Origin of the sequence: Paenibacillus sp. FSL R7-0333 (assembly GCF_038000365.1) — a bacterium.
GTDB lineage: Bacteria > Bacillota > Bacilli > Paenibacillales > Paenibacillaceae > Paenibacillus_AQ > Paenibacillus_AQ silagei.
This window is the reverse complement of record NZ_JBBOBZ010000001.1, coordinates 2557289-2576933: the sequence shown is the minus strand read 5'-3', so window position 1 is coordinate 2576933 and position 19645 is coordinate 2557289. Positions and strand designations below refer to the sequence as shown.

Annotated in this window: 13 protein-coding genes; 2 read left to right on the top strand and 11 right to left on the bottom strand. The window is 54.1% G+C overall.

What is annotated here, in order from left to right; all coding sequences use genetic code 11:
• Window positions 1–72: 72 nt before the first annotated feature.
• Window positions 73–1818 (bottom strand): family 43 glycosylhydrolase, encoded by a 1746-nt coding sequence (locus MKY86_RS10505; protein ID WP_340826850.1) that lies wholly within the window; start codon window positions 1816–1818, stop codon window positions 73–75.
• Between the two features lie 240 nt (window positions 1819–2058).
• Here MKY86_RS10505 and MKY86_RS10500 point away from each other — a divergent pair, with 240 nt between their 5' ends.
• Window positions 2059–2850, top strand: coding sequence for a helix-turn-helix transcriptional regulator (locus tag MKY86_RS10500; RefSeq protein WP_076073631.1), 792 nt, complete (start codon window positions 2059–2061; stop codon window positions 2848–2850).
• Window positions 2851–3348: 498 nt separating this feature from the next.
• Here MKY86_RS10500 and MKY86_RS10495 read toward each other — a convergent pair whose 3' ends face one another.
• Window positions 3349–5331 carry a glycoside hydrolase family 31 protein gene (locus tag MKY86_RS10495; RefSeq protein ID WP_076073629.1) on the bottom strand — a complete coding sequence of 661 codons (1983 nt, stop codon included), beginning with the start codon at window positions 5329–5331 and terminating at the stop codon, window positions 3349–3351.
• Window positions 5332–5456: 125 nt separating this feature from the next.
• Between MKY86_RS10495 and MKY86_RS10490 the strand changes: the two genes are divergently transcribed.
• Window positions 5457–6347 carry a helix-turn-helix transcriptional regulator gene (locus MKY86_RS10490; RefSeq protein WP_076073626.1) on the top strand — a complete coding sequence of 297 codons (891 nt, stop codon included), beginning with the start codon at window positions 5457–5459 and terminating at the stop codon, window positions 6345–6347.
• On the opposite strand, the gene MKY86_RS10485 is transcribed toward MKY86_RS10490, so the two are convergent.
• The 9 genes from MKY86_RS10485 to MKY86_RS10445 form a co-directional block, all read right to left on the bottom strand.
• A complete protein-coding gene (locus MKY86_RS10485; RefSeq protein ID WP_076073623.1) occupies window positions 6344–7855 on the bottom strand; it encodes a glycoside hydrolase family 43 protein in 1512 nt (503 codons plus the stop codon). The genes MKY86_RS10490 and MKY86_RS10485 overlap by 4 nt on opposite strands.
• Before the next feature lie 19 nt (window positions 7856–7874).
• Window positions 7875–9308: a glycoside hydrolase family 43 protein gene (locus MKY86_RS10480; protein WP_076073621.1), complete on the bottom strand. Its 1434-nt coding sequence runs from the start codon at window positions 9306–9308 to the stop codon at window positions 7875–7877.
• 45 nt (window positions 9309–9353) lie between these two features.
• Window positions 9354–10373, bottom strand: a complete 1020-nt coding sequence (locus MKY86_RS10475; protein ID WP_076073618.1) for an endo-1,4-beta-xylanase — start codon at window positions 10371–10373, stop codon at window positions 9354–9356.
• Window positions 10374–10488: 115 nt separating this feature from the next.
• The gene (locus MKY86_RS10470) at window positions 10489–12009 is read right to left on the bottom strand and encodes a response regulator (protein WP_076073616.1); all 1521 of its coding nucleotides are present in this window, start codon (window positions 12007–12009) and stop codon (window positions 10489–10491) included.
• A complete protein-coding gene (locus MKY86_RS10465) occupies window positions 12002–13810 on the bottom strand; it encodes a sensor histidine kinase (RefSeq protein WP_076073613.1) in 1809 nt (602 codons plus the stop codon). Before MKY86_RS10465 ends, MKY86_RS10470 begins: the two co-directional genes overlap by 8 nt.
• Before the next feature lie 24 nt (window positions 13811–13834).
• Window positions 13835–15367: a response regulator transcription factor gene (locus MKY86_RS10460; RefSeq protein ID WP_076073611.1), complete on the bottom strand. Its 1533-nt coding sequence runs from the start codon at window positions 15365–15367 to the stop codon at window positions 13835–13837.
• 131 nt (window positions 15368–15498) lie between these two features.
• Window positions 15499–16410: a carbohydrate ABC transporter permease gene (locus tag MKY86_RS10455; RefSeq protein WP_076073609.1), complete on the bottom strand. Its 912-nt coding sequence runs from the start codon at window positions 16408–16410 to the stop codon at window positions 15499–15501.
• Window positions 16411–16424: 14 nt separating this feature from the next.
• Window positions 16425–17411, bottom strand: a complete 987-nt coding sequence (locus MKY86_RS10450; RefSeq protein ID WP_036693453.1) for an ABC transporter permease — start codon at window positions 17409–17411, stop codon at window positions 16425–16427.
• Between the two features lie 111 nt (window positions 17412–17522).
• The gene (locus MKY86_RS10445) at window positions 17523–19205 is read right to left on the bottom strand and encodes an extracellular solute-binding protein (RefSeq protein WP_076073607.1); all 1683 of its coding nucleotides are present in this window, start codon (window positions 19203–19205) and stop codon (window positions 17523–17525) included.
• Window positions 19206–19645: the final 440 nt, after the last annotated feature.

Genomic DNA, 19645 nt, shown 5'->3' with positions numbered 1-19645 from the left:
TCCCCGGCCTAAGTAAACGGTCAAGGATTCCCCGATGATAAGGAATATTATAGAGTTAGGCGGGCCCGTAGTCTAGCCTACGATGACTTCCATGGATACCTGCTTCAGGCCCGGATTCAGGTCCTTCTCCTCGGTAAGATCCAGAACGGGAGCACCATCAATGTCAAAATGCACACGGCGCAGGCCGGAGCTGCGCGGTCCCTCGATTCCAGGTCTGGCGTGGTAGGCGTTCCAGATGACCCCGTCCTCGTCCGTCACATAGGAATTATGACCCGGGCCGTATTCCCCCGGCACGCTTCTGGAGGTCAGCAGCGGATAATTGCCCTTGGTCCAGCTCTTGATATCCAGCAAATCTGCCCCCTTGTCTGCGGTCAGCAGACCGACCACATAAGTAGCATCCACCGCTGCACTGGCAAAAGTCACGTACAGCTTCTCATCGGTGTACAGAGCGAACGGACCTTCATCCACGAACGTATGGTTATTGGCCCAGCCGTAATCCGGCCGGGTCAGCAGCACCGGATCACTGGTCAGCTTCCACGGCTCCTGCGGGTCAATCGTGGCAATATAGACCCAGGCTCCCAGATCCACCGGCAGGAATTGGCGCTCCGACCATGCGGCATAGAGCTGGCCATTCCAGCGGATGACCGTCATATCCAGAGAGATCGTCTTGCCTGCCTCGCACAGATAACTGCCGTCCTTCTTCACTACCCGGCGGGGCTTGGACCAGTCCGCCGCATTCATAGGATTCCCGCCCGGATTCAGCTTCATCACATGTGATTCCTCATGGAAGAACTCGCCGGGTGTTGCGGCATGAAAAATATACAGCTCGTCTTCAATGATATGGAGTTCCGGTGCCCACAGCAGGCCGCCAATCTCTTCATACGTGGAGGAATCGAGGATCAGGGCTTCCTCAGCTGTTACCAGCCCGGGAATCGTATCGGCTTCCCTCATATACAACGTATGTTCCTTATCCGCATCATTAGTCGCAATGAAATAATACTTCCCCCTCCACTCTGCAATGCAAGGGTCCGCACGGTTAAGCGCAACCGGGAATGGAAAGTGATCCTGATGGATCTTCCCGGAGATGCTGTAGGTTCCGGCCTCGTCCCAGTTGATGGCATCCGTGTTCCAATGGACTCTTTTGGCAGCCTGCGTACCATCACTGTAAAGGGCCGTTGCCCGGACTGCCTTCACATCCTCCACCGATGCCGCATTCACACGGTCCGGTACTACGACAGCAATGTTCTCCGGCACCGTAAGCTTGCAGAAGAGTCTGCGGGCGATCCCGGCGGAGATAGAGATCACATTACGCGGCTGGATTCCCTCGATCTCCGCCTGCACCGCTTCCAGCGTGAACGGCTCCGCTTCCACCGGTTCCGATACATTCGTAAGGCTCATGATGTCGGCGGTGAAATTCTCATAGCCCTGACCCTGCCCGTCGATCCAACGGATCAGGTAACCGCTGCGCTGCGGGTCATAGGTGCAGGAGACATCGCTTACATGCGTGTCTGCCTTAAGCTCCAGCAGTCCAATCTCACTGTATTGCAGGAGATCGGCCGAAGAGAATAGCAGTACCTTCCCCTTGCTTTGGTCATCCGCTTCACCGTCTGCCTCGGTGCGCACGGCAAGGACGCCGAAATTCCCGTCTGCCAGGTAGAAGAGATACGGCTGCTTCAGGCTTTTGGCCCGGAGTGTCCCATCCTCATTCTCCGTCGCCTTGGCGAACAGGACACCCGAGTTATGATTCAATGCCTGATACTGGCCCCTCTCCGTCTTGTAAGCCAGGTGCATACTATAAGCCAGCTTCGATGCATACACGATATCCTCCTGCGGCAGTCTTGTATAGCAAAGGATATCTTTCCGATCTTCGTTTTGTTGTGGTATCATGGATCCATAACCTTCCTTCCTATTGATAATTACTAATAATAATAATCACGCACTGTTCGGTTAACCTTCGAATTCACTCTTATATCCACTACAAATTATAGAGATTCACTAATATACTAACAATGATATTTACTGACCATTAATTGATCTATCCGCAGAAAGGAGAAGCCCATGCCCACAATTCATTACGTGGAATACGATGCCGCACATCCGGCCAATTTCGTCTACAGTATCCCCGAAGGACTGGACGCCTGGCTTCTTGTCCTGACCCAGACCCCGGCGGTGTTTGAAGTGGACGGTGAATTGAAGGAGTTTCCCGCTCACTCTGTCGCTTTGTATCCTCCAGGGCACAACATCTATTACCGCGCCTGCTCCCGCAGGTATGTCAACGACTGGGTCCGTTTCGATGCGGATGAATCGTATATCACCGAAAGCGTCCTGCCGCTGGGCAGCCCGTTCTCCCTGCCCGACCCCGGGTATTGCCATCAGCTGTTCCAGCTGCTGACGCTGGAGAACTCGTTCCAGAACGATTACAGGGAGTTGTCCATTGACTACCTGTTCCGCCTCTTGTTCAACAAGCTGTCCGAAGCGTCCCAGGACAAGCTGACACCGCAGTATTATAATCTGCTGGAGCTGCGCAAGACGCTGTACAGCAATCCGGGCCACCCTTGGACTGTATCCTCGATGGCCGGGTATCTGCACATCAGCACCGGCTACCTCCAGACCATCTACAAATCCGCCTTCGGCATCTCCTGCATGGAGGATGTCATCCAATGCCGGATTCGGCTGGCCAAGGAGAAGCTGGGCTTCGGCCAGCACAAAATTGCCGAGATCGCCGCCCTCTGCGGCTACGCCAATGTCGAGCATTTCTGCCGCCAATTCCGCCAGCTGACCGGCTTCTCCCCCCGCGCCTACCGGGAGCGTCTGGCTTCCAAGCAACCGCTGATTCGGAAGGGGGAATAGCGGGAGTGTAATAGGGTCGGAGTTAGACGAGGCTATGGTGGGAGTTAGTTAGGAGTATGGCAAAGGGTATGTGGAAATGTGAATACATCGTTGCTCCAACTATGGGCACTCTCTCGCCGCCGCCCAATGTAATCGGTTTTTCGATTACATTCCATCCTCGCGCCTCCGCCTAGCCAAATGTAATCGGTTTTTCGATTACATTTCATCCTCGCGCCTCTGCCATGCCAAATGTAATCGGTTTTTCGACTACATTCCATCCTCGCGCCTCCGCCTAGCCAAATGTGATCGGTTTTTCGACTACATTTGCTCCACACGCACCCGGTACTGCCCATTGTTTCCACACGCACCCGCACTGTCCAATGTGTTCGGTTTTTCATATACATTCAGCCCACACGCACCCGCACTGCCCATTGTGTTCGGTTTTTCGCATACATTTGGCCTGATAACCAAGAGCAGCGACCCTCCACCGGAGAATCGCTGCTCTGTTTGACTTTTCTTTTATACTTCTTCCCCGCCAAGCAACGGCAGCACGGCACCGTCCCGCACAAACAGCGGAATCTGCGTAAGCGGCGCATCGACCGTAATAGCCTGTCCGCCGGCATAGGCAGTCCCGGTATAGACATGGGTCCACTCTGAGCCGGACGGCAGATATACCTTGCGTGCCCGTTCACCCTCGCCCAGCACCGGGGCGACCAATAGGTCGGGACCGAACATATACTGGTCCTCGATATCCCAGGCCGCCGGGTCCTGAGGGAAATCATAGAACAATGGACGCATAGGCGGCGTGCCCTTCTCATGTGCCGCCTGCATCAGCCCGCGGATATACGGCTTCAGCCGCTCCCGCATCTGCATGAACTCCTTGAAGATGACATACGCCTCATCCCCGTAGCTCCACACTTCATTATCCGAGCCGCTTCCGCATACGCCCCCGCCCCGCGTTCCGGTGGGCTGAACAAAAGGGGAACGGTCCCCGTGCAGCCTGAACACCGGAGAGAACGCGCCGTACTGGAACCAGCGGACCATCAGCTCCCGGAAGGAGGCATCTGCCGGATTGCCCCCGTGGAAGCCGCCGATGTCGGTGGTCCACCATGGAATCCCGGCCACGGCCATATTCAGTCCGGCCCGAACCTGAATGCTGAGCACCTTGAAGCTGGAGTGAATATCTCCGGACCATACGAGCGCCCCGTAGCGCTGGCTGCCCGCCCAGGCAGTACGGACCAGATTGATGATATTCTCCTGGCCTTCAGCCGCCATGCCGTCATAGAAGGTCTGGCTGTATTTCATGGGGTAAATATTGCCGATCTGCTTACTGGAGCCGATATGATAACGGTAGATATCATGGTCATAGACCGTCAGCTCCGGCTCCGCCTCATCGAGCCAGAAGACCTTGATCCCTTTATCATAATAATTCTGCTTAATCAGTCCCCACAGGAACTTGCGGGCCTCCGGATTCGTCGCATCGAAAATCGCATTCTGGCCTAGAAACTGGAATTGCGTCCGCACTCCGCGGTCCGAGCGCAACAGGTACCCTTTCTCCAGCATCTCCTTATAATTCTCGCTCTCCGTCTGGACAGTCGGCCAGACCGAGACCATCAGCTCAATGCCCAGCTCCTGCAGCTCCTGCACCATCGCCTCAGGATCGGGCCAATATTCCGGGTCAAACCGCCAGTCCCCCTGATTCGTCCAGTGGAAGAAATCAATCACGATGACGTCGATCGGCAGACCCCGCCGTTTATGCTCCCTCGCCACCTCCAGCAATTCCTCCTGCGTACGGTAGCGGAGCTTGCATTGCCAGAACCCCATGCCATACTCCGGCATCATCGGCACGGTTCCCGTAGCCTTGGCATATGCCTCCTCGATCTCGGCAGGCGAGTCACCGGCGGTGATCCAATAATCCAGCTGCTTGGTGGATGGGGCTGTCCATTCGGTCACATTCAGGCTGAAATGCGCCTGTCCGATCGCCGGATTATGCCACAGGAACCCGTAACCGGCGCTGGACAGCACGAACGGAATGCTAATCTGGCTGTTGCGGTGGGTCAACTCCAGCGAGCAGCCTTTCAGGTTCAGGAAAGAGTGCTGATACTGCCCCATGCCATACAGCTTCTCTTGCGGGTCCGCCTCCAGCCGGAGCTTCACGGAGAAGTCACTGCTGCCGGGGATGGCGCTTAGCTCTCTGCCCCCGTATTTTAACTGATAGGTATCCTCCGTCTCGTTAAGAAGCAGCTTGCCATGCTGGTTATAGAAGAATATCTGTCCCTTATCTGTTATTTCCGCCCGGATATTCCCGTTCACAATCGTCGCACGTTCTGGGGTAATCGATATATGACTCAGCGTCTGCACAGCAGGCAGAAGTGCCCACTGCTCATCGGTAATCTCCGCATACGAAGCCCGGATACGCAGCGAATGCTCTCCCCAAGGCTCTATCCAGACTCTCTCATGGTCATATTCTCTGATCAGTCTGCCATTCTCTTCACGAAACATAGCGCGATCCCTCCAACAGTTCTATAATAAGGTTGCAACCACATTATAAAGAGTGCAAAGCCGCTATACTATACATAAAAGTACGCATCTATCATACGATATTACGATTGTGTGGAGGGAATAAGATGAGTGGAGCGTTCGAGGACAAGCCGTATCCATGGAAAAAAGAGCACACGGAAATTCCCGAGGGCCTGTTTCCCATCAATGTATTTCATATCTGCTTTCCGGACCGCAGTATTATTCCGCCTCACTGGCATGACCATCTCGAATGGATTCTCGTGACCATGGGCCGCTTCCGCGTCCAGGTCGGCCCCCACTCCAGAGAGCTGGTGCAGGGCGAGCTTGCCTTCGTCAGCCGTCCGCAGATTCATGCGGCCTACCCGACAGAGGATGGCAGTGAGCTGTATGCGGTTGTCTACAACGAAGCGCTGCTGAACGGTATACGGGACCTGACTGAGCTTCAGCATATCCGGCCGCTCCTCTCCGGTGAGATCCGGCTGCCTGCCTTCTATGGGGCGGACCAGCCGGTTACCCGCCAGATCAGAGGATGCATTGAACAGATTATTTACAGCTACCAGAGCAAGAGCCCCGGGTATGAATTATGTATCAAAGGCGGCCTGTTCTCTTCCCTGGGTCTAGCTTATCCCCTGGCAGAGTTCACAGCACCGCCTTCCAAAAAAGACCGGCAGGAGACGGGCATCCAGCCCCTGCTGATTCACCTTAGCAACCATTTCCATGAACCGCTGACTGTGGAGGAGGCCGCACGGATCTGCTGTGTGACCCCCAACTACTTTTGTCATCTGTTCAAAAAGAATACCGGCAAGACCTTAATCGAATATGTGAACATGCTGCGGGTGCATGAGGCCAGCCGCCTGCTCCAGCTTCGCCGGTATTCGATTCAGGAGGTGGCCTTCAGAGTCGGGTTCACGGGCCTGACATATTTCGGAAGAATATTCAAACAGCATACATCGATGACACCCAGCGAATATACTTCCCATTTCCAGACCCGGGCTTAATCCTCTCTGTGATAACGGAAATAACCGAAATCGGCATAGCCGCCGGTCTGCCGGGTCGCATAATTGAACAAGCCAATCCGGTAGCCCATGAAATGATCCAGTGTATATTTCATATGCAGGGTCTGACCAATGGAATGCCACACCTCACCATCCCCTGAATAGAAGAACCTGGCTTCATCCACACCATCCTTGAAGTTGAAATCAATCCTGAGGGAGATGCGCTCCCCTGTGAATGGGATACTCTCCACCACTTCAACGCCATCGTCACCCTGGATACACATCTCCACGGTGAACTGTCCCTGCTCTCCGGCTGTCACCCCAACCGTGCCGTACCCGGACTGGAGAGCAACCATGCCGGCCCGGTCCCCTTCGTTCATGCCGCCCAGATACAGCAGCGTCTCGGCACTGCAAGCCGGACCCTCCGTCCGCTGGGTCAGCGTATTGCGCGCCGTCAGGACACTGTCTGCCGTCCGGCCTGTACGCAGACGCAGACAGCCCGGCCGCTCGGTAACCGACCATAGCCCGTTATCGGGATTATGGTTCCATTGCCACTGGAGCGCCAGCCGGTTCTCCGCATACTCGAACTCATCGCTGATCACAAGCGCCTTCGGCTCCCCGGCGGGAAGCTTCGTCCCGAAGGACACCGGAGCCTTGCCGCCATCCCCGATCACCGGCCAGTCGTTCTCCCAGGCCACAGGGAACACGCAGGGAATACGTCCAACCGCCCCGTGATCCTGGAACAGTACAGCGTACCAGTCTCCTTCCTCTGTATCCACCAGCCCGCCTTGCGCCACGCCGTTATTGCGGTAGCCCAGATCATCATCCAGAACAACCCTGTGCTCATATGGACCCAGCAGCTCCCGGGACCGGTAGCATAGCTGGCGCCTGCGCTGATTCCCCGCCGACGGCCATTCAATGAAAAAGAGGAAGTAGTAGCCGTCCCGCTTATGTGCGTGACAGCCTTCCATCCGCAGCATGATGTCCTTTCGCTCGCCTTCCAGCAGCAGCTGATCCGTTCCGCCGGGCTTCACAGCCGTCAGATCCGCTGTCAGCTCCCGGACCCGGATATCCCCGTTCCCGTAGATCACGTAATTGCGGCCGTCATCATCCAGCAGCAGCGCCGGGTCATGGTACAGCCCCGGAATAACCGAACGCTCCCATGGCCCATGCTCAATATTCCGGGTCTGGTAGATATAGAACTGATCCATGTCATTGGAGGAGAAGCATACATAGAAGGTCCCGTTCTTGTGACGCAACGATGCCGCCCACGAGCCGCTGGCATAGATGCCTTTGCCGTCCTCCAGCCGGTGGGCCTCGTTGTCCTCGAAGGTGTCATAGACGTAACCCACAATCTCCCAGTCCTTCAGATTCACCGATTTCATAATCGGGCAGCCCGGCATGGAGTGCATGCTGGTACTGACCATATAGAACACCGGGCCGACCCGGATGACATCCACATCCGGGACATCTGCCCATATCACTGGATTGGTAATTCTGGCTGTATTCAAATTGCCCGCCCCCTTGATGTTAGTTATGCTGTGGTGTGAACTGCCAGGCAGCCAGCTTGAACAAGCCCTTATCGCTCTCCCCTGTGAACACCAGATAGAGGTTGTGAACTCCCTCCGCTCCCTGGACCTCTGTCTTCAATTCCACCCATTCCTGCGAGCCGTCCGCCGCCGAAACCGTCAGTCTGCCGATAACCGGACCCGCTGGCTCATCCAAATGCAGCTCCAGCACGCCGCCCGCTTCCAGGCTCAGGACCGAGACATGGAACGACTCAGCTCCGCTGCCGAAGTCTACCCCGGATAGTCCGATCCAGCCGCCGCGCTCAATATCCGTAACCGCCTGCACGCCTCCGGCAGTAAGGGATTCCGTCTTCACTCCCGCGCTCCAGCCCATCGTTGCCGCCGGAATCCGTTCATACGGGTTCAACGTTGCAAGCTGCTGCACACCTTCGTAATCCGCATGAATCTCGGGAATGGACCCGTCCTCATGATGAGTCAGGCGGTTAAGATGGGTGGAGCGGTAGCCGTTCGCAATCCCTTGTGCCTTGGATAAGGTCTGGGCGTGATAAGCAATATACCAGCTGTCATGAAATTCAAATACCGCATGGTGGTTGTTCCCGGAGACCCCGAAGAAATGTCCCGGATTCTTCAGGATAGTCCCCTGATAAGTCCAGGGACCCATAGGATGATCACTGGTCATATAAGCGATCTCGCCTGCAGGAGGGCTGCCTTCCGGCCGTTCCCCGTCATAGAAGTTTGAGCAGTAGGTATAATAGTAGATTCCGTTCCACTTATGAATCCCGGCGTCCTCGAACATGAACGGGGCCGGAACCACTTCGGCAGTGCCCACTACGCTGGTCATATCCTCACCCAGCCTCATCACCCGGGCTGTGCCCGGATCTGCGAACTGCCCTTCCGGGACCCCGCCTCCGAAGTAGATATAGCCCTGGCCGTCGTCATCGACCAGAACTGCCGGGTCGAACAGCCAGGTTACCTCCTCGACTCCCGGCACGGAGCGCAGAATCAATGCCTCTCCGATAGGGTCAACCCAGGGACCCACCGGACTGTCACTCGAGAGAACGCCAATGCCGCTGGCATTGTTGGAGAAGTACAGGAAGAACTTGTCCTTGCCGCCGATCACCTTATGGACCGCTGCCGGCGCCCATGACTGGGTAGCCCACTTCGCAGCCCCCTCCGGCCCGGCCACCGCAATAATGCCGTGATCCGTCCAGTTCACCAGATCGGCAGAGGAGATTACCGAAATGGTATTGATGCTGCTGAAGCTGTTCTCTTTTACGGTGCCGCTCTCATCGTACTCCAGCGAATCATTGGTCATGTACAGATAGACTCTGTCCCCGAATACCAGGGCATAAGGATCGGCTCCGTATCTGTGTGCCACCAGCGGATTGCCATTTGGCTGTACCTTGCCGGCAGCCTGCTTCAATTGAGTTGTCATTGGATTCCCTCCAGATATGATATGGTGTTCAGCTTAGGACGAATATTAAGATTGCGAAGCCGCCAGCTCGGCCAGCCGGGCGAATGAAGCCTTCGGCTGCTTCTGTTCATCGAACAGGAACGGCCAGTTCTTGCGTCCGCGGACCGGGAAGCCGTCCAGCCAGGTGTAGTCATCGGCCACGCCCCAGAAGGTCACCGAATCAATGGAGTCTTTGAATTCCAGCAGGAGGGCGAAGATCTCGGCATAACGCTCTTCCTGAAGCTTCAGCATTTCAGCTGTTGGCGCTTTCAAATCCGTGCGTTTATCGTCATGACGGAACACGGACAGATCCAGCTCGGTAATGTGGATCTTGAGTCCAAGCGAAGCATATAGCTTAAGCGCATTACGGATCTCCTCAATGGAGGGACCATAGATATTCCAGTGTCCCTGCATCCCAATACCGTGAATCGGCGTATTCTGATCTAGCAGGCTGCGGACCAGCTTGTGGATTTTGACGCTTTTGACAGGATCGGTCTCATTATAGTCGTTGTAGAACAGCAGCGCGTCAGGATCTGCCTGATGTGCCATCTCAAAAGCCAGGCGGAGATAATCCTCGCCGATCATCTCCAGCCAGCGGGTCTCCCGCAGATATTGATCGGATTTATCCTCAATCGCTTCATTCACCACATCCCAGGCGTAGGCCCGTCCCCGGTAACGCCCCACAACCGTGTTAATGTGAGTCTGCAGGCGGGTCAGTAATTCCTCTCTGCTGCAAGGGCCTCCCTCTGCATTCCGGAACATCCAGTCCCCTGTCTGATTATGCCATAGAAGCGTATGTCCCCGGACACCGATCCCGTGTGTCTCTGCGAATTCGAAGATACCGTCCGCAGCATCGAAGGTATAGCTCCCTTCCTCCGGCTGAACCTCTACCGGCTTCATTTCATTCTCGGCTGTAACGCTGTTGTAATGCTTGGCAATAAAAGAACCCTGAGCAGATATAATGCCAGTACTGACGGCAGCCCCTATCTTGAAGGCATCCCGAAACATTTCATGTAATGCAGGAATTTCGCTGTTGGCTTGCTTCATCTTTCTAACCTCCTGTGAATAACAATTTTTGGACAGCTATCTCTATCATAACGCATTTGAATGCGTTTACCATCACCATAGTAAAGACTTGGACCCTAATAAATAAATGGATACCCTAGCCTTGTTCAGATTGGGCCTGTGCCCGGAACTGAACGGGCTTCAGCGCCGTCCGTTTCTCGAACTCTCTTAAGAAATGGTGATAGTGTACGTAACCGACGCTCTCCACAATGCTTCTGACCGTGTCCTGAGTGTCGATCAGCCGCTTCTTGGCTGCTTCGATCCGCAAATTATGAATGTACTCCAGAATGCTGATGCCGTGCTTTTTGATGAAGGCCTGGCCCAGATACACCGGATTGATATAGAAATGCTCTGCAATCTCTTTCACCGTCAGATGCTCCGGATAATGATCCCGCAGGAAGCATTCCACGCGGGTCAGCGGATGCTCGGAGTTACGCTCCTTGTGCTGGCGGATATAGTTCATACTGGTGGAGAGCGCCGTCTCCAGGGTGACCTGCAGAGCTTCCAGGGACCTCGGCTCGGTTCTGAAAAAATTAAGCGTGCCGATCCACTGATCGTCCGCGCCCCCGAATTCCTTCAGCAGCTCCATGCTCCGCAGCATGATATCCATGCCCGTCATCTGGACGACTCCCGGATCTGTCCGGTTCTCCTTGAACCCGCGGAACAATTCGCCCAGCTTCTCCGCAGCCTTATGCTCCTGCAGCCGCTCCACTGCGCTGATGATCTCCTCAATCAGCTCTGCGGAAGGCAGCGTGTAGTTAACCTGGCCCTCGGCTTCACTGGCCGAATCCACCGGACCGCACCCGTCCGAATAGAAATAGTGGCGGGCCGCAGCGTCTGCCGCTTCGCGGTAGGAGACCGGCAGCTCGCGGAGGGACCGCACACTTGGCCCGATGCTGACCGAACCCTTCACTCCGCTGCGGGTCAGCCCGGCGTATAGCTGCTCCGCCAGCCCTGCCGCCGCCCCCGAGCTCTCCACGACCAGCCCGGCCTGATCCCCGGGCAGATCAATGAGCATCGCACCGGCCGGTCCGGCCAGCTCCCGGCACAGCTCCGTAATCCGGCTGCTATTGCCCTCCACATGCACATACGTCCACCCAGTGGCCGCCTCATCCAGGCGGTCCATCTGCTCAGCAGCTTCTTCATCCGGCTCCGCCCAGTGCCCCTCAAGCATGCGCGCAATGGCAAGCGGCAGCAGACGGCTGGACAGCAGACTCTGCTGCATGGTCTGCTTAAGGCGCAGCTCCAGCTCATCCGTAATGTCCGTAAGCACCTTATCCCATTCCGCATCCATAACCGGCTTCAGCAGGTAATGCCTTACCCCGTAACGGATGGCTGTTCTGGCATATTCGAATTCGCCGTAGCCGCTGAGCACGATGAAGACCGGCTGCTCCATATCAAGGCTGCGTACGCGCCGGATCAGCTCAAGCCCGTCAATCTCGGGCATGCGGATATCCGTAATCACAAGATCGGGCGAGCTGCGGATAATGGCAGCCAGCGCCTCCTCCCCGTTCTCGCAGGCACCGCATACCTCGAAGCCCAGCTCCTCCCAGTCGGTCAGCGTCCGCAGCCCCTCTAAGGCAATGGTCTCATCGTCTGCGAGCACTACTTTATACATGAGCTCCCTCCCCCATCGGAACCAGACTCAAATCCTCGGGAATCTGGATCGTAATGACCGTACGTTCATATTCGGTGCTCTCAATACTGAACTCGGCTCTGCCGTTATAGTACAGCATGAGGCGTTTATACACATTGCGGAGGCCAACATTCTGTCCTGTATCCTCCTCTGTCTCCAGATGGGACTTGATCCATTCCAGCTTCTCCTTCTCGATTCCTTTGCCGTTATCAGTCACCACAATCAGCAGACCTGTCTCATTGCGCGAAGCGGACACGTGAATTTCCCTGGCCCATTTGACCGATTGCAGGCCATGCTTGCAGGAATTCTCCACCAGAGCCTGTATACTCATCTTGGGAATCCGGCAGTTCAGCACCTCAGGCGCAATATCCAGCACATAAGAGAACCGGTTCTGGAAGCGGAACTTCTCAATCTGCAGATACATCTCGATGAAGGATACCTCCTCCTCCACCGTAATCAGATCATCCTTCCAGCTTAGCAACCTGCGCATAATCAGGGCCAGATTGCGGATGACATCGGTAACCTGTTCATATTTATACTTCTTACAGATGACCAGGATCGCATTCAGCGTATTAAAAAGGAAATGAGGGTCTACCTGACTCTCCAGATATTTCAGCTCCGCCCTTACCCGCTCCAGCTCCAGATCCTTCTTCTGGATCTCCAGCTTGTAGACATCATTGATCAGATTGCGGATTTTGCCGGTCATCAGATTGAAGCTGCGGATCAGACCGCCGATCTCATCCTTCCCCTCATACATATCAATGCTCTCGAATTGTTCATATTTGACCAGCTTCATATGCTTGTAGAGCAGCCGTACCCGCAGATTGTAGGAGCGTATAATCACGATCATGAGCAGAGTCGGAATGATGATCGTCAGCAGAACCAGAATCAGCGAGTTCCTGAGCGCGCGTTCCATCTCATGGTTGATCTTGCGCCCTTCCGGCGTTCCGACCAGCCGCCAGCCCTTGGTATAGGCCGCACTGCTGAGCGCCCGGACAATCTGCTTGGAAGGCTTGTCAAGACTGGTGTCCACATTCAGCAAGGCATTCGCATCCAGCGAGGAGAAGGAACGGTTCGAGTCCAGCACAACCCGGTTCTTCTCGTCCAGCAGCTTGAAATCCAGATAGTCACGTTCCTTCTGGAACAGCTCCTGTACATTGTTCAGCCGCAGATCAATCCTCAGATATTTCGTGTAGGGCTGGCCCGTGAAGTTATCCAGCTTGCGGATCAGGCTGACCAGCACCTCCTGCTGCGGCGGATTCAGCGGGTCGGTTCCCTGATAAGAAGTGAGCAGCACCTTACCTGTGCTGCTTGAGATTTTGCGGTACCATTCACTCTGCTTATCCGCGTACGAAAGAATGAAATAGCTGTTGCCGTTCTGGATGGTCGGATTAGAGGTGTATATGCCCATCCACGAAATATAGGAGTGCAGCGTGCTGTACTGCCGCAGCTTATCCTTCAGAGAATCATTATAGGCATCATAATAAGCCTCATTATCCGGGTAGGCGTAATCCATCATCTCCATGTAAGGCCGGTCCGCAGCCACCGTATTGCTGATCGCCACGCATTCGTTCACGATCTGCATCAGGTCATAGGCCACCCGGTCTACCGATATCTCCAGATTCTCCCTCTCCCGTGCCTCCACATTACGACTGATCTGCACATAAAAGAGGGCATTGATGCTAAGTATGGGGACGAGCACACACAGTAAGTAGATAAACAAAAACTTGTATTTAAGCGGAATATCATTGATGAAGGCAGATGGCTTCCGGTTATTCTTCATGCACGCCCCCTCCTTCCTCATGAATTAACTCTTCTTGTACACGGAAGGTGTAACTCCGTTAAGCGCCTTGAACTTGGCGGCGAACACATCGGCGTCTGAATAGCCCACTCTGCTTGAAATATCGGAAATACCCATATCGGTCCGGCGCAGCAGCTTCTTCGCCTCTTCAATGCGGAATTCATGGAGATAATCGTTAAAGGAGCTGCCGTAGTGCTTCTTGAACCGTTGTCCCAGGTAGGCGGAATTCACATGCAGATGCTTCGCAATATCCTGCAGCTTCAGCTTCTCCTGATAATGCCCGCGGACATACTCGATCGCTGCGGCCACGATCTGATCCTCCGCCCTGCCGTCCGCAGCCGCAGCGAACCACTCGGCAGCCTCACACAGCTCCTCCTCGATCTGACGCTCAAGCAGCGGCAGACAATTGGCCGTATGCCGGGACGGGAACCATTTCTCCACCCAATGCGTATAGTCTCCCCCTCTGGCGGTAATTTCACGTAGCAGCTCTGCTTTGACATTGGCCAGAAAAGCGTCGATCCAGGAGCTGGAAGCCACCTCCGCCGAGAAAATCTTGAACACCTCGCCAAGCTGATCCGTGAGATGCCGGGCCTTCCCTTCGGTGACGGATTGCAGCAGCGATCGTCTCAGCTCTGCCGGAAGCATGGCCATCTGCGACTTATCCTGCTTCTCGAAGAAGCCGGCGGCCTCGCCGCCCGCGATATCGTGCCTGCACAGCTCAGCAGCCAGCGCCTCACGATATGCCGTATTCAGAGCCTCCTTGCCCTGATGCTGGAGACTTGCCGCGAAAAAGACCGGCGTGGTGTACAGCGGCCGCATCTCCTCCATCCACCGGGTAAGCAGTGTCCGGTCAAGCGCCGGCCCTTCCTGCGGTGACACCAGCAGATACCCGTGCTTCCCGCTGCCTGCGGTGAACGGATAGACTGAAATGCTGCGCAGCGGCTCCTTGCCGCTCATGGCGGCGACCTGCTTGCGCATTTGCAGGCTGTCCGGCGCGGCTCCATGGACCAGGACACAGCATAGCCGCGAGGCAGGGCCGATCCCCAGCATATTCAGCCCCTTCTCCCGCTCCTCCTCCGAATTCTCCCGCATCAAGAGCCGGGATACCGTGTCCTCCTGCATCAGAGCCGAGAGCGCGTCACGCCGTGAGGAGGCCTTATGTTCTTTCAGAATCTGTTCGGTCACTGTATGCAGCGCCTCCGTCAGCTCCTTTTCATCCAGAGGCTTGGTCAAATAGTTGGAGACTCCGTATTTCAGAGCCCGCTTGGCATACTCAAAGTCAGCATAGCCGCTAAAAATAATAAACTTCGGGCGGCAATCGCCTTCTGAGGCTCTTCGAATGAGCTCAAGGCCATCGATGACCGGCATGCGCACATCGGTGATGACCAGATCAGGACGGGTGCTGTGAATTAGCTGCAGCGCATCCTCCCCGTCCAGCGCCTCGCCGCATACTTCATAGTTGAGTGCCTTCCAGTCCACCAGAAAGCGCAGCCCCTCCAGCATAATCGGCTCATCGTCGGCAAACAGTACCTTAAGCATGGAATCACCATCTTTATATAAGTAGTTGGAGCCCGGCAGGACTCCCCGTGATGGAACAGGAGAAACCGCTTCGGCTGTACCCGAAACGGTTATAGTATACATATTTTTCTTACTATAATACGTATTGACAATTACTCTTTTACGCTACCCAGGTTCAATCCTACCACGAAATACTTCTGCAAGAAAGGGTAGACGAACAGAATCGGAACTGCAGTAACGATCGTAATGGCTGAACGCATGGAGGCTGGCGTAACCAGCGACTGGACCTGATTGTTCTGGCCTCCCGCAAGCATCGATGGATCATTGTTCGCACTCATAATCGAGCCGAGCATCTTCATCATTTCGTATTGCAGCGTGCTGAGCTTGATATCCGAGGAGGCATAGAGGAATGTGTCAAACCAGGAATTCCATGAGCCTACCGCGATGAACAGTGCGACGGTTGCCAGTACAGGCGTACAGAGCGGGAAGATGATTTTCCAGAAAATCCTGAATTCTCCCGCCCCGTCAATCTTCGCTGATTCGGTAAGGCTGAACGGAAGCCCGCGGATATACGTCCGCATGATAATCAGGTTGAACGCGCTGACCAGACTCGGCAGGATATAGACCATGAAGTTATGCAGCAGGCCCATATTCTTGATCAGGAAGTAGTTCGGAATCAGCCCGGCATTGAAATACATGGTCAGGATGAACAGCAGGCCGATCTTTTTGCGGAAAATATATTGCGGCTGCGCCAGTGCATACGCCAGCATCGTAGTAAGGAAAACACCAAGCACCGTTGAGATAATCGTACGGGATACCGAGATAAATGCGGCATGATAGATCGTTCCTGATATAAAGACCGCCCGGTAATTCTCCAGCGTCCACACACGGGGCCAGAGGTAGATTCCCCCGGTAAGCGTGTCACTGCCGTCATTGAAGGATACCGCCAGCGTCTGGAGGAACGGATAGAGCGTGACAGTAACCACAAAGAGCATAAATATCGTGTTGAATGTATGAAATACAACCGGCTCAATCCGGCTTGAACCTTTGGTCACGGCTTTCATATGGGCTTCCTCCTCTATAGTAATCGCTCTTCGCCGAGGCGTTTTGCGACATTGTTTGCGATGAATACGAGAATGACACTGACAATCGTTTTGAAGATCCCTGCCGCCGTAGCTAGCGAGTAGTTACCCATAGCCAGACCATACTTCACTACAAAGATATCAATGGTTTGCGAATAGTCCACAGTAAGTCCGTTGCCCAGCAGATATTGAAGCTCGAAGCCGGCATCGAGAATATGTCCAATGTTCATAATCAGCAAAATAACGAATGTTGCCTTGATTCCCGGAAGCGTGATATAACGCATCTTTTGAAAACGTTTCGCGCCGTCAATGGAAGCTGCCTCGTAGAGGGAAGGATCGATGGAGGTAATAGCAGCCAGATAGATAATCGTCCCCCAGCCCACCTCTTTCCACACGTTCGATGCCCCGATAATGCCCCAGAAGTATTTCCCTTCACTGAGCCACATAATCGGATCTTTAATCAGGTGAAGCTTCATTAGAACGACATTGACAATCCCGCCGTCGATGGAGAGTGAAGTGGATACAATCCCCGCAGCGATAACCATGGACAGAAAGTGCGGCAAATAAGAAATCGACTGAACCGCGCGCTTGAAGAACTTGAGCTTGATCTCATTCAGCAGCAGAGCCAGACCGATAGCCGTAACCGTACCCAGTACAAGGTTGATAAAACTCATCGCAATGGTATTGCGAAGCACCAGCATAAAGGTATCATCAGAGAATAAAAACTTGAATTGCTGTAAGCCTACCCATTCCTGCTGGCCGAAGGACACCGCCGGGCGGTAATTCTGAAAGGCCATGAGCCAGCCCCAAATGGGAACATAGTTGAAGATAATCAGATAGAGTGCAATGGGCACGGACATAAAAATAAGCTGTTTCTGTGTTTTCAGTGTTTTCCAGCTGAGTTCCACACCGATTTCCGGATCGATTTTGCTTTTTCGGGTCTTCTGTTTTTTGACCTGTTTGTCCAGTACGGCATCAGACATGTTGTATTCCCTCCTGTAAAAATCATTCTCTCCACGTTGTCCTATTCACGCATTCCTATTTAGGAAGAGCGGGAAACAGCATTTCCCGCTCCTATTTCTGTATTGAATGGTTTATTTAACGCTCCATTTTTCGATACGCTGCTGAATGCCTTCATTCATCCGGTCTTCATAGGCCTTGATGTCCAGCTTGTGGATTCTGTCCACATAATCCTGCCACACGCCGTCGAACTCAGCAGGGCTGGCCATAATGGCTTTCGGCAAATACTTAATCATGAGGTCATTCAGCTTGGACTGTGCGAGCTGTGCCGGTGAACCATCCTTAAGCACGATGGAATACGCAGGGAAGTAGATATTGTTCTCTTTTGGTTCCTTGAAGAATTCGGACCATGATTTCTTGTTGTACGCCTTCAGAATCTTCTGGTCATAAGGCTTCAGGCTGTCGAAGAATTCCTGAGGCTGTGTACCGGCATCTGCTGCGTTGCCGTCGCTGTACGTACCTTGAATCTTAGGCATGTAACCGAACATCCCTGAGATTTTGTTAGCAACCTGCCAGCTGGTCTGATCCGCATTGGCCCGTTGCTCAGGTGTACGGTAGAAGGAGCCGTCTGCATTCACTTCATAATCTTCGCCTTTCACGCCCCATTGAAGCGTCTTCTGCCAATCCTCGGTAATCATCTTATCCCAGAATTTGATAATGCGGACAGGGTCCTTGGCATTGATCGAAATTCCGAATCCGCGGTTGGTGCCGACCGCTCCGCGGTCACGATACCATTCTTCTGCGCCCGGATAGAGCAGAGGGAAGCCGATATACGTATTTTCCAGCTTGCCTTGGGAGATCAGGGATTTCTCGCCGTCCTGGAAGTTCCAGTGCTGGTCAAACATCCCGATCACCTTGCCGCTTGCGATTTTGGCCAGATACTGGTCATAGTTCTGAACGAAGGCTTCCTTGTCCATCAAGCCTTGAGCGTTGATATCATTAAGCTTCTTGTAATAGGTCTTGGAGATATCCTTGTCGGCAAAAATCTGTGCTACATTGTTGTCTACAATAACGGCCCCGTCATTCGGATGTCCCGACAGATGCTCTGGGGGATTCTGCAGCGGGAACACGCGCCAGTCGAAGTTGAGCGATTCGAACCCGATCATATCCGGGTGTTTTTCTTTATATTTGGCAATGATATCGAAGTACTCATCCAGGGTCTTGGGAGTTGGGTAGCCCATTTCCTCCAGCACGCCTTTTTGCAGCCAGAAGCCTGGTCCCTGGTAAGTTGGCTCGGTAATTTTACCTTGATAGACGCCATAGCTTGGCAGTACGTAGATGTGGCCGTCACTCTCATCCTTGATCTGGTTCCAGACCGCACCGTAATGCTTCTTCAGGTTGGGCGCGTACTTCTCAATCAGATCCTCAAGCGGAATGTAAGCCTTGGCATTGATTAATTTGTCGTCACCCGACAGGATATCCGGGTAATCGCCTCCGGCAATCATGACCCCGAGCTTCTGCTGCAGGTCACCGACCAGGAATTCCTGGTTGAAGGTGATTCCGGTCTCGTCTTTGATCAGCTTCAGAATCTTATTGTCAGGCGTTGGCTGTTGTCCGGGACCGTTCATGAATACCGAGAACGTTACCGGAGCCGTGTCGTCTCCGGCTGCTGCCGGGCTGGCGTTTCCTCCAGTGGCGGTATCCTTGGTGCCGGTGTTGCTGGTGTTATTGCTTGATCCACAGCCTGTCAATGCCAGTGTGAGTGCTAATACACCGGCCGCAGCGGCTGCTGCTGAACGTTTTGCCGTTTTGTGCATGTTGTTATGCCTCCCCTTTTTGGCTAATCGCTTATGCTTCTAATTTCTCCTGGTGACAACTTTAATTATACGTTTTCAGAATGCGCTTACAATTCATAGAATATAGGTCTTCCCCCCTGAAAATTCATAAAAAGAAAACGCTTGCTTGCATCTCGGCAGCGGAATTGCCGTTCTTTCAGAGCTGGCTGCGCTTGGGGATGAGCCTGCTTACGGCCTGCAAGGGTTGCCGGATTTTGGCGGAATCCGGCGGATTCCGGCGAAATCAAAGGCATTAATGCTCTTCATTTGGTATACGCGCCGCCTCCAGTCCCATTGTGATCGGTTTTTCGACTACATTTGGCCTGCGCGCCGCCCCCTGGTCCGATTGTGGTCGGTTTTTCGATTACATTTGGCCCGCTCGACGTTCTAGCCAACCACGCACGCAAAAAGGACTGGCGCAA

Coding starts and splice junctions, on each gene's coding strand:
- MKY86_RS10495 (WP_076073629.1), bottom strand. CDS start 5,331: ATGTTTCGTGAAGAGAATGGCAGACTGATCAGAGAATATGACCATGAG.
- MKY86_RS10465 (WP_076073613.1), bottom strand. CDS start 13,810: ATGAAGAATAACCGGAAGCCATCTGCCTTCATCAATGATATTCCGCTT.
- MKY86_RS10490 (WP_076073626.1), top strand. CDS start 5,457: ATGAGTGGAGCGTTCGAGGACAAGCCGTATCCATGGAAAAAAGAGCAC.
- MKY86_RS10455 (WP_076073609.1), bottom strand. CDS start 16,410: ATGAAAGCCGTGACCAAAGGTTCAAGCCGGATTGAGCCGGTTGTATTT.
- MKY86_RS10480 (WP_076073621.1), bottom strand. CDS start 9,308: ATGACAACTCAATTGAAGCAGGCTGCCGGCAAGGTACAGCCAAATGGC.
- MKY86_RS10470 (WP_076073616.1), bottom strand. CDS start 12,009: ATGTATAAAGTAGTGCTCGCAGACGATGAGACCATTGCCTTAGAGGGG.
- MKY86_RS10450 (WP_036693453.1), bottom strand. CDS start 17,411: ATGTCTGATGCCGTACTGGACAAACAGGTCAAAAAACAGAAGACCCGA.
- MKY86_RS10475 (WP_076073618.1), bottom strand. CDS start 10,373: ATGAAGCAAGCCAACAGCGAAATTCCTGCATTACATGAAATGTTTCGG.
- MKY86_RS10500 (WP_076073631.1), top strand. CDS start 2,059: ATGCCCACAATTCATTACGTGGAATACGATGCCGCACATCCGGCCAAT.
- MKY86_RS10445 (WP_076073607.1), bottom strand. CDS start 19,205: ATGCACAAAACGGCAAAACGTTCAGCAGCAGCCGCTGCGGCCGGTGTA.
- MKY86_RS10460 (WP_076073611.1), bottom strand. CDS start 15,367: ATGCTTAAGGTACTGTTTGCCGACGATGAGCCGATTATGCTGGAGGGG.